The 11,582-nt window shown below is 33.4% G+C and carries 13 protein-coding genes; 12 read left to right on the top strand and 1 reads right to left on the bottom strand.

Annotated elements, in window-relative coordinates:
* The 12 genes from ACIQ0D_RS08430 to ACIQ0D_RS08485 all read left to right on the top strand — a co-directional run.
* Positions 1-1,235: PQQ-dependent sugar dehydrogenase (locus tag ACIQ0D_RS08430; RefSeq protein WP_395804622.1), on the top strand; the 1,235-nt coding region annotated here is incomplete at its 5' end.
* A 33-nt stretch (positions 1,236-1,268) separates the two neighbouring features.
* On the top strand, positions 1,269-2,573 hold the full coding sequence (locus tag ACIQ0D_RS08435) for a vanadium-dependent haloperoxidase (RefSeq protein WP_395804624.1): 1,305 nt from the start codon (positions 1,269-1,271) through the stop codon (positions 2,571-2,573).
* Positions 2,574-2,772: 199 nt separating this feature from the next.
* Positions 2,773-3,312: a c-type cytochrome gene (locus ACIQ0D_RS08440; RefSeq protein ID WP_395804626.1), complete on the top strand. Its 540-nt coding sequence runs from the start codon at positions 2,773-2,775 to the stop codon at positions 3,310-3,312.
* Between the two features lie 183 nt (positions 3,313-3,495).
* Positions 3,496-4,410 (top strand): SMP-30/gluconolactonase/LRE family protein, encoded by a 915-nt coding sequence (locus ACIQ0D_RS08445; RefSeq protein WP_395804628.1) that lies wholly within the window; start codon positions 3,496-3,498, stop codon positions 4,408-4,410.
* A 23-nt stretch (positions 4,411-4,433) separates the two neighbouring features.
* A complete protein-coding gene (locus ACIQ0D_RS08450; RefSeq protein ID WP_395804630.1) occupies positions 4,434-4,901 on the top strand; it encodes a RidA family protein in 468 nt (155 codons plus the stop codon).
* Between the two features lie 95 nt (positions 4,902-4,996).
* Entirely contained in the window at positions 4,997-5,461 is a 465-nt protein-coding gene (locus ACIQ0D_RS08455) for a c-type cytochrome (RefSeq protein WP_395804632.1), read from the top strand.
* 12 nt (positions 5,462-5,473) lie between these two features.
* A complete protein-coding gene (locus ACIQ0D_RS08460) occupies positions 5,474-6,925 on the top strand; it encodes a PQQ-dependent sugar dehydrogenase (protein WP_395804634.1) in 1,452 nt (483 codons plus the stop codon).
* Positions 6,926-7,012: 87 nt separating this feature from the next.
* Entirely contained in the window at positions 7,013-7,936 is a 924-nt protein-coding gene (locus tag ACIQ0D_RS08465; RefSeq protein ID WP_395804636.1) for an RraA family protein, read from the top strand.
* A 37-nt stretch (positions 7,937-7,973) separates the two neighbouring features.
* A complete protein-coding gene (locus ACIQ0D_RS08470) occupies positions 7,974-9,095 on the top strand; it encodes a bile acid:sodium symporter family protein (RefSeq protein WP_395804638.1) in 1,122 nt (373 codons plus the stop codon).
* A 25-nt stretch (positions 9,096-9,120) separates the two neighbouring features.
* Positions 9,121-9,549: a nuclear transport factor 2 family protein gene (locus tag ACIQ0D_RS08475; protein WP_395804640.1), complete on the top strand. Its 429-nt coding sequence runs from the start codon at positions 9,121-9,123 to the stop codon at positions 9,547-9,549.
* 73 nt (positions 9,550-9,622) lie between these two features.
* Positions 9,623-10,255, top strand: coding sequence for an HAD family hydrolase (locus ACIQ0D_RS08480; RefSeq protein WP_395804642.1), 633 nt, complete (start codon positions 9,623-9,625; stop codon positions 10,253-10,255).
* A gap of 4 nt (positions 10,256-10,259) precedes the next feature.
* Positions 10,260-10,688 (top strand): hypothetical protein, encoded by a 429-nt coding sequence (locus ACIQ0D_RS08485; RefSeq protein WP_395804644.1) that lies wholly within the window; start codon positions 10,260-10,262, stop codon positions 10,686-10,688.
* 33 nt (positions 10,689-10,721) lie between these two features.
* Here the strand turns inward: ACIQ0D_RS08485 and yidC are convergent.
* Positions 10,722-11,582 (bottom strand): membrane protein insertase YidC (yidC, locus tag ACIQ0D_RS08490; RefSeq protein ID WP_395804646.1); only part of this gene is annotated, 861 nt, incomplete at its 5' end.

Genomic DNA, 11,582 nt, shown 5'->3' on the forward strand with positions numbered 1-11,582 from the left:
GTAATGGTAAAGGTGTTATGCCAGCATATAATTTTGCATTATCCGAAGAAAAACGTTGGCAACTAATAGCCTATATTAGGCAGTTTGCTAAATATAGCGCGAACGTTAAATCTAAATCTGTCCCAATAAACAATTATTATATAGATTCTAATTTACAAAGTAGTTATTTCCCGGTTCCAAAGTATGTAAGTAATGCTACAGCATCTGATGATTTAGTTTTTATGATTGATACTATTGCTTCGGGACTAATCAGGCCATGGAGTATGAGCTTCTTACCTAATGGTATAAGCTTAATTGTTGAAAGAAGTGGTCGGATTTTGCAGTTTAAAAATGGAGTAAAAATTGATTCACTATCTGGGAATATTCCTAAAAATTTACGTGATATTAAGCTTCATCCGAATTTTGAAAAGAATAAATTAATTTATCTTTCCTTTTATATTGATCCTGATAAGAAATTAGGCACAGGTGGATATACAGCTTTACTTCGTGCCCAACTAATTGGTAATCAGTTAATTAATGAAAAAATAATATATAAAGCTGGTCCATTTAAGAATTCCGGAAATTATTTTGGTAGCAAAATTGCTTTTGATTCTGAGGGTTATTTATATTTTACCGTTGGAATTCATAGCGATCGCAAAAATGCTCAAAGCCTTTCTAATTACGATGGAAAAACTATGAGATTAAATGATGATGGATCTATTCCTAAGGATAATCCTTTTTTTAAAACTCCAGGCGCTTTGCCAGAAATTTATACCTTCGGTCACCGTATGCATCAAGGCTTGAGAAAAGACCCGAAATCTGATAGAATGCTCAGTGTTGAATTTGGCGAATTAGGTGGTGATGAATTAAATATTTTGAAATCTGGTGTTAATTATGGTTGGCCAATTGCTACATTTAGTTTAGAATATAATGGTGCAATTATTTCAGAAAGTCCGTATTTAGAAGGTATAGAGCCTCCTCTATATCATTTTGCTCTTGCGCCCTCAGATCTTGATTTTGTTTATGGCACTACATATCCAGCCTGGAATGGAAATATTTTTATTGGTGGCCTAGCCACAAAAAAACTTTTCCGTCTTGTTTTAAAAGATGATAAAGTGATTAAAGAGGAATCATTATTGCATAATTTTGGCAGAATTAGGGGAGTTAATTTCGGTGAAGATCAGTTCTTGTATATCTTTACAGAAGATACAGGTTTATTATTACGAATATTACCTTTGCAACATAAAAATGATTAATTAAAAGCTTTTCTTTAATTTTTTATCACAATAATGAGAAATATATTTGCTGCTTTTTTTCTTTGTCTTTTGCTAACATCATGTAAAAAAAAGGAAGATTATAAATCTGTTTTTAATAATCCAGAACTTTATAGCAATGCTGTGGGTGGCTTAACTAAAGTGATAACCCACGACATATTTTCTCCCCCAGTAGCAAGTAGAATCTATGCTTATAGTAATATTGCAGCCTATGAAGTGATTGCGTCTAATACGGAATATTCTTCCATCGCACCCAAATTAAAAGATTTCAAATTAAATTTGTCGCCTAATGATGGAATAAATACAGAATTTACCGCTCTTCTTGCTTTTTTGTATATGGGACAAAATTTGATTTTTAGTAAAGATTCTCTTCAGATTATAATTGACAATCATCTTGATTTGGCTGAAAAACATGGTATGCCAAGTGAAATGATAAAATCATCTGAAATTTACGCTAAAAATGTAAGTCAGGCTGTTTTTGAATGGAGTAAAAAAGATAATTATAAAGAAACTAGAAGTGCAATTAAATATGATGTTAGCAACAGTGATTCAAGCAGATGGGTTCCAACTCCTCCTGCATATATGTCTGCTGTTGAACCTAATTGGATGAAAATTAGACCCTTATTAATTGATTCCGCTAGTCAGTTTCTGCCAAAACCTCCAAGTGATTTTAGTACTAAAAAGGATTCAAAATTTTATAATCTAGCAAAAGAAGTTTATGATGTAGGTACAAATCTCACACAAGAACAAAAAGCTATTGCAGATTTTTGGGATTGCAATGGCTTTAGAATGAATGTTGCAGGTCATGTTATGTTTGCCACTAAAGCAATGACCCCGGGAGGGCATTGGATGGGTATAACTGGTATTGTTTGTAAAAATCAATCTGCCGATTTTAATAAGACAGTTTATGCATTTGCCAATGTTTCTATTGGTATTTTCGACGCTTTTATCGCATGTTGGAATACCAAGTTTAAATATGATTTATTAAGACCTGAAACCTATATAAATCAACATATAGATTATTCATGGCGACCTTATTTACAAACACCACCATTTCCTGAATATACCAGTGGTCACTCAATTATTTCTAGCGCATCTGCAACCATTTTAGATAAAATATTCGGCCCAAATACGCCTTTTACTGATAATACTGAGCGAGCTTGGGGTTGGCCTGATAGAGATTATAAAAATGTACAGCATGCTGCACAAGAGGCATCATTAAGCCGTATTTATGGTGGTATTCATTATAGGGAAGCAATTGAAGAGGGTTTAATAGAAGGTAAAAAAATTGGTTCATTAGTCTGTTCAAAATTTAACTAAACTGATACCGAATTTAAATCTGATTGCTTTTCAATTTTAATTGCTTTTTAGATTTATACAATTTGTAACAATTCTTCAACATTAGCCCGTTTAGCGTTAATTATGCAACTATATTTCATTTTTTAATTTAAAATCCGAGATTTTTTGAATAGAATTGTGTTATACAATTTTGTAAAATAGAATATAGGTTTAACTAAAAATGAAAAGAATTTTAATACTGGGTATTGGTACCCTTTTAATGGCATGTAACAATTCAACTGAAAAATTAAATTCCTCTGATTCAACTGTCTTAAAAGCAGCTGATACAACTGAAATTAGTGTTTCTCCCGACACATCTAGTACTACACATTTACAAGAGGCTGCAACTGAAAATAATGTAGCTGAAGTTAAAGCAAACACTTTAGAGGAGAATATAAAGCCAGCTGTTAAAGAAATCAAAGTTGTTTCTCAAGTTAAAGCAGAAGAAAATTCAGACCTTGAAAATATTAAAAATGGCGAAGTCCTTATTTCAAAATCTGATTGCTTTGCATGCCATAAAGTTCAAGATAAAGTACTAGGTCCTTCGTATAAAGATATTGCTAATAAATACGCAAAAAATAAAGCCAATATCGATTACCTCGTTAATAAAGTTAAAGTGGGTGGAAGTGGCGTTTGGGGGGCTGTCCCTATGTCTCCTCATCCAACTTTATCAGATGATAATGCTCGCGATATGATTTTATATATATTAAGTTTGAAGTAAAATAATATTAGCTCATTCTAATTCAATTATTCCCATTTTTTCTAAATTGATTTTAATTTGTAACATTATCCATATTCTTTGATAATTATACCTAGTTTAAATTAAGCATCATTATATTTAGTTTTTAATAGGGGATAATACTCCATTTTAACTCTTATGTTTAATAATTAATAATAACTATTTATGGTTTTTCAGAAAAATACAATCAATGGAATTTTTTGTTTTTTAGCTCTTTTCTTTACTTCTTTTTTTGGAGCTAATGCTCAAGAGCTTTTTAATAGTAAAGTTTTAACACCTGAGAAAAGCTTTCCTTCTGGGGTTGAAGGACCTGCAGTTGGTTCTAATGGGACTGTTTATGCGGTTAATTTTGCTAAACCAGGAACAATCGGACAAGTAACTGCTGATGGTACAGCAAGTTTATTTGTTGAATTACCTTCAGGTAGCGTAGGGAACGGAATTCGATTTGATAGTAAAGGTAATATGCTTATTGCTGATTATACAAAACATAATATCCTTAAAATCAATATGTTGACAAAGGAAATCACTGTTTTTGCACATAACCCAAAAATGAGTCAGCCAAATGATATTGCCATAGATAATAAAGATCGTTTATTCGCTAGTGACCCAAATTGGAAAGCTGGAACAGGAAGAATTTGGAGAGTTGATCTTGATGGTAAAACCACTATGCTTGATAGTATGGGTACCACTAATGGTATTGAAGTTAGCCCTGATAATAAATATTTATACGTCAACGAATCTGTTCAGCGTAAAGTTTGGAAATATGATCTAAATGAAAAGGGAGAGGTAAGTAATAAGCGACTAATTCATGAGTTTCCAGATTTTGGAATGGACGGCATGAGATGCGATATTGATGGTAATTTATATATTACCAGACATGGTAAAGGCACAGTTGTTAAACTATCTCCAGAAGGTAAATTAATTAGAGAAATTAACACTTTGGGTAAATTACCAAGTAATATTGCTTTTGGCGGTAAGGATGGTAAAACAGCCTATATTACTCTTCAAGATAAAGGTTATTTGGAGAGTTTTAGAGTAGATAAACCTGGCCGTGAATGGCAAATGTTAAAAAAGAAATAATATTCACTAATCAAAAAAATAATATGAAAACAGAAAGAAGATCAGTCCTAAAGAAATTATTTGCCTCTGTAGTTGGTGTTACTGGTATTGCTGCGGTTGCTAATGCGAAGGGAATTTCATCAGCTTCCGAAAAAGAAGCTGGAAACATTACTAATTTCCAAGATGTGCCACTTTTCTCGGGGCATACCATTCATAACGGACTAGTTTACATCGCTGGTAAAGGAGCTCATACAGATCCTTTTGATATTAAATCTCATACAGAAATTGTATTGAAAGAATTAGAAAAAGAATTAATTAAAGCTGGTTCTTCAATGGAAAAGGTATTAAAAGTTACTGTTTACCTAAATGATATCGCTGATTATAAAGGAATGAATGAAGTATATAAAGGTCGTTTTGGCAAAAAACCTCCAGTACGTTCTACAATTGCTGTTGCTAAAGGTGGTGTACCTGGCGACTCATTAGTTGAAATGGATTGTATCGCATATCTTTAATTAAATTAAATTAACAGCCAAGTAAATCTTGTTTGGCTGTTAATTTATTAATTGACCTCATCAAATTTTACGCTTATTTTTTATCTGTTTCTCTAATGAAAAACATTAGTTTTTTTAAAACATTATTATTCTTAGTAATCTGTTCTTTTGTTTTATCGGCTTCAAAGAATTATTCGTCTGATTCAAAAGTGATTGATGCCCTTTATTCCCAAAATGATACAATAAAAAAAGAAGTATGGGTAGCACCTGAATGGGCTGATACAATTAAAAATATTTTACCAGTAAATCCTGAAAATATATCTGCAGGGGAGGAACTTTATAATATGTATTGTTTTTCCTGCCATGGCGATACAGGTTATGGTGATGGTCCAGCTGGTGGCTCAATGGGTATTAGACCTGCTAATTTTCATGATCAGAGAGTTGTTAAACAAAAGGATGGTGCAATCTTTTGGAAATTAACAAATGGCAATGGAAATATGCCACCATACAAAGAAATCCTATCAGAGAAGGAAAGATGGCAACTGATTACTTATCTTAGAGAATTAGGGAAACAACCATAAAAATCAGCTTAAATGAACCCTAAAATTCAAATTTTAGCTCTTTTTACACTGTTTGTACTGCTAAATCCACTACTTAGTTTAGCACAAAATGAAAATTCTAAACCGCGACGTCAAGTACCGCCTAAAACTATTCCGAATCCCTTAAGAGACGATATTAAAGTTGAAAAATATCTTTCAATTGGCCCTAAAGCGGTTAGATTACTCCAGCATTCCAAAACAGGTGTTTTTTATTATACTGATTTTGATGGTGGCGTGTATCGAATTGATCATCATTCTGATAAACCAGAATCTAAATTGATTTTTTCTGCCTCAGATCATGGAATTACTCGACTTCAAGGGGCTGTTTTTCTAAATGATCAATTGTTTTTATGTGGTAATATTAGTGTAAATAATGGTAAAGGAACAAAGGGCAGAATGGTGCGCTACGATGGAATATCTAGTGCTAAACCAATTTTAAACGTAGTTTTTAACACCGTAGAATATGGCACCAATGCCACCACTTTCGACCATGGTTGGAATGCTTTAGAAATAAGTAAGGATGGTAAATATATATATGCGAATACAGGTGCCAGAACCGATCATGGTGAGGTTCAAGATAATAGGGGAGCTTATCCCAATGCTAGAGATAATGCCCTAACTGCCAAAATTTTTAGATTTCCTGTCGATGCCTTAAATCTTGAATTAACTGATGATTTAAATGAGCTTAAGTTGAAAGGTTATATTTATGCAGAAGGGATTCGTAATGCCTATGATATCGCTTTAGATCCTTCTGGGAATTTGTTTGCAGTGGTAAACTCTTCGGATTATGATCATAATGAGGATATGTTTTGGGTTAGGGAAGGTCGTCATTATGGTTTTCCTTGGGTGATGAGTGGTATTGAAAATCCACAACAATATCCTGATTGGCAGCCTAATCCTGATACAGACCCTTTTATTCCTCGTTCAGCGCATGCTTGGGCAGTAAAATATTTTAGAAATGACCCCGATTTCCCTAAAATTCCTGAAGGTGTAAAATTTAGTCCCGGAGTACAAAACCTTGGCCCCGATGCTAATGAATATAGAGGTCACTCAGGTAAAATTTTAGATGGCGATAATACTGGTGTTACCACTAGTACTTTTACTCCGCATAGTTCGCCACTCGGATTAGTTTTTGATACAAAGCATGCTTTAGCTTCAGATTTTAAAGGTGATGGATTTGTTCTTCGAAACTCTTTAGGAAGTCGCTCAAGCATGATGAAAGCCTTTACTGATCAAGGTCGTGATTTACTGCATTTAAAAATGTTTTATGATCAAGGAAGCGATAACTATTTTGTTAAAACGACAAAAATTATTGATTCTTTTAATAATCCTACAGACGCAATTTTAGTCAAAAATACAATGTATGTTATTGAATATGATGCTGTTGAAGCTAGTATCTGGAAAATCACTTTGCCTAAGGGACCAAAGAAGTTAAAAAGAAATTGATGATTGAAATCAAATAATATCATGTTTAAATTATTGAATTATAGCATTTTTAATAAAATTTTTGTTTATTTAGATAAGAAAAAAAATATGAAATTTAAAATATTCGTTTTTGTTGCAGCAGTTATAAGTTCAAACATAGAGATTTTAACAGCTCAAACTATCCCAAAAGAGGAGCTAACGTTTTTAACTTCTGAATGGAAGGGTGAAAGATTCCCTGATGGTCGCCCAAAAATTGCAGACAATTTATTAGAAAGGGCAAAAAAAATAGGAATTGATGATGCTTGGCAGGTTTTAAAAGTGATGGGTTATACTAATCAGTTTGAACATGGTTGGAAAACTCTAAATGATGATATGATCACTGGAAGGGCAGTTACAGCTATGTTCATGCCTACAAGGCCCGATATTGAAAAGAATCTTAAGACAAGAGGTGCCCAGCAAGGTCGTGTTGGAAATACAAATTCATGGCCTATTGCAACGCTTACAAAAGGTGATGTATATGTGGCCGATGGTTTTGGGAAAATAGTAGCGGGAACCTTAATGGGAAGCACATTAGCAACCTCAATCTATACAAAATCTGGTAACGGGGTTATATTTGATGGTGCGGCAAGAGATGTTCAAGGTCTCGAAGAAATAAAAGGTTTTAATGCCTTTGTTCGTGATTTTCATCCGAGTTTCATGGAGGATATGGTCTTAATGGGTTTAAATACACCAATTCGTATTGGTAGAACTATGGCTGTACCTGGCGATCTTGTTATTGCTGGCAAAATTGGTGTATTATTCGTCCCAGCACATCTTGCAGAACATGTAGTCTCTACCGCAGAATTTATTGTTAGAAGAGATAAATATGCCTTTGAAGTCATTAAATCTGGCAAATTCTCAAGTGGTCAATTAGATAGTGAATGGACTAGCGAGATCAAAGATGATTTTATAAAATGGATGGAAAAACATCCTGAAGAAGGGAAAATGACTAGAGCAGAGCTTGATGTTATTATGAGTAAAAGAACTTGGTAATTATTAATAAATTATAATTTAAATTAAATCTAAAATTTTGAAACAGTTAAACTCTTATTCTGCAGCAATTGGTATTGCAGCATTATTATTTTTAATTTCTCTGGGAATGATATTTACTGGCAATATTCAAACTGCCGGTCCCGTTTTGATGGCCTTTTTTCTGGCCTTGGCTTTTGGTTTTAGAGGTTATGAAAGTCTTAAAGGCTTCTCTTATACCACTATCATATTTGCAGCGGTTACTATGGCACTCTATTATCCTAGTTATTTTATCACTGTTGGTGATTTTAAATTAACTGGTTTGATTACTCCTTTAATCCAAATAATTATGTTTGGTATGGGTACTTCTATGAGTGCAAAGGATTTTGTGGCTGTAATTAAAACTCCAAGAGGAGTAGTTGTTGGTATATTTGCACAGTTTATAATTATGCCTGGAATGGGCTATTTATTAGCATCTACAACGAGTTTCCCTCCTGAAATAGCTGCCGGAATTGTCTTGATTGGTTGTTCTCCAAGTGGCTTAGCTTCCAATGTGATGTCTTATTTGGCAAAAGCTAACCTCGCTTTATCTCTTACAATTACTTCGATTGCAACACTACTAGCTCCAGTTTTAACTCCTTTGCTAATGAAACTTCTTGCAGGTGAGTTTATTGAAATTAATATGCTTGGCATGATGTGGGATATCGCTAAAATGATAATTATCCCAATTGGCGCTGGTTTATTGTTCAATAAATTATTATCAGGAAAAGCTAAATGGCTTGATGATGCGATGCCAATAGTATCCATGTCTGGAATTGCGTTGATCATTGTTGTTATCACTGCTGCTGGTCGTAATAGTCTTTTAGAAATTGGTGGATTATTAATTCTGGTTGTATTAATCCATAATGTTTTTGGATATTTCTTAGGATATTGGTTTGCTCGCCTATTTAAAATGCCTGAGCGTGATGCGAGAACGGTTGCTATTGAGGTGGGTATGCAAAATGGTGGATTAGCTTCCGGAATTGCTAATAGTCTCGGAAAGATTGCTACGATGGGCTTAGCACCGGCTGTATTTGGTCCTTTAATGAATATTACTGGATCCATGTTAGCTTCTTATTGGCATAAGAAAACACCTGAAGGTTATGTTGAGCCAGAAATTGAAGGTGAAGTTCGTTCTCATTAATTATTAAAGAATTAAACTAATTATTATGTATAAATCAATCCTATTCGTTTTATTAATTGCTTTTTCAGCTTTTAATTCGAATGCTCAAAGTAAAGATGCAAAAGATGTGTCTGCTGTTGTAGAAAAGTTAAGAAAAGCAATTATTGACCCAGATAAAGCTGTTTTAGAAGGTCTTGCATCCGAGTCACTGTCCTATGGCCACTCTGCTGGTAAGGTTCAAAATAAAGCCGAGTTTGTGGATGATTTGTTAAATGGGCCTTTTGATTTTTTAAGTATAGAAACTACGGATCAACGTATATCAATCTCAGGTAAAACGGCCATCGTTAGACATACTTTTATTGCTAAAGCAACTAATGCGGGAGTGCCAACTGATATTAAAATTGGAATCATGATGGTATGGCGCAAGGAAGGTTCTGCTTGGAAATTATATGCCAGACAGGCATTTAGACTATAATATACTAAAAATCAATGAAATGCGCAAATTTTAAATTTTGCGCATTTTTTTTGCTTAGAAATATCTATTAATAATGAATAAACCAGATAGTTTAATTTTCGACCTAGATGGCACTCTATGGGATGCTTTGGATACTTATCTTGAATCTTGGAATTTAGGGGCTCAAGCCGAAAACTTAACTAGAACGTTTACACGGGATGATTTGCATTATGTAATGGGCTGGGAGCGATCTAATGTGTTAGATCATATGTTTCCAGGGACTAGCAAATTGAGGCAAGAGGAGATTTATAAAACAATCAATGAATTCCGCTTGAAAATTATGCCTCAAATGGGTGGTGTTTTATATGAAGGTGTACGCGAGGGTTTAATTAAGCTTTCTGAAAAATATCAACTTTTTATCGTAAGTAATTGTCCCGCAAATTTGATCGTTGAATTCATGAAATGGGCTGATCTAGAACAATATATTACAGATGAAATGGCTCATGGTGTTAATTCAATGCCAAAACATCATAATATTAAATTATTGGTCGAAAAGCATCAATTAAAAAAACCTATTTATATTGGAGATACTCATGGTGATAGCATAGAAACTCGAAAAGCTGATTTGCCTTTTGTTCTTGTTACCTATGGCTTCGGTACTTCTGATGATTATGATCTTAAATTTGATAATTTCAATGATTTTACCAACTATTTCATGAATTTATAAGAAAATGATGATCAAAATTATTTCATTCAAACTATTTATTAGCTCAAGCATATTTATATTTTTATTGATATTAACCACTTCTTGTTCTAAAACTATTGAGATTGAAGATCTTCAGGGTAAATGGAATTATATTTCGATTAAGAATGCAGATCCCGAGGATATCATAACGGATGCTGAGGTTAAAATTCAAAATCCTTCTATATTTTTCAGTGACAACAATGATCTAATTATTGAATGGGGGGCAAAACAAATTTCTCATGGTAAGTTTAAGTTAGATGGTAAGATGATTCGCTATACCGAATTTCTAGAAGGTGGACGCACAAGGGAATTCCCTTTCTTGATTATTAAACTAAACGAGAACGAATTGGTTTTTCAAACAATGGAAAAGAATTTCACTAGAGTTAGCGCAAAAAAAAACGCTAACAAATTATAAAATCTGTTAGCGTTTTTTTAATTGCGAAAATTATTATTTCAGTTTTTTCTTTCCTGAGCTAGCTGGCTGACTTTTAGCCTGTTGCTGTTGTCTCATATAATCCTCCATTCTTTGCTGAAATCCAGATTTTTTCTTCTCAGATTGAGGTTTTTTCTTGTGCTCCTGAATTTGAGCATGAATTTTATTGTCGTCAACAAACATTCTAATAATATATTGCTGCGCAAAGGTCATCATATTGGCCAAGAAGTAATAATAGTTAAGTCCTGAAGGATAACTGTTCAATACTCCAAAGAATATGATAGGGGTGATATAACCAATGTATTTCATTTGACCAGTAGCACCCGATACTTGATTATTAAAATAAGTATAAATCAAGGTCGAGATGGTCATAAGGATACACATTAAACTGATGTGATTACCCAAAAATGGCACGGTAAAACCTAAATTGAAGAAAGCATCAAAGGTTGATAAATCCTCCATCCATAAAAAGCTTTGCTGACGAAGCTCAAATAAGTTTGGAAAGAAGAAGAAGAAAGCCATGATAATTGGTAATTGTAATAACATTGGTAAACAACCACCCAATGGATTTACTCCTGCTTTCTTGTATAATTTCAAATATTCTTGCTGTAAAAGAGTAGGATTATCATCACCAACCTTACCCTTAATTTCATCCATTTCTGGCTTAAGTACACGCATCTTAGCCATTGAAAGGTAAGATTTGTAGGTTAATGGTAATAATACCATTTTAAGGAGTACAGTTAATACTAAAATGATTAAACCATATCCCCATCCAAATCCTTCAAGGAAGTTGAAAACAGGTAAAACTATCCATCTATTGATGTATTTTAATGGCCAGTAACCTAAATCTATTTGCTTTTCAATATCAAAACCCTG

It is taken from the genome of Daejeonella sp., assembly GCF_044342615.1.
Classification (GTDB): Bacteria; Bacteroidota; Bacteroidia; order Sphingobacteriales; family Sphingobacteriaceae; genus Daejeonella.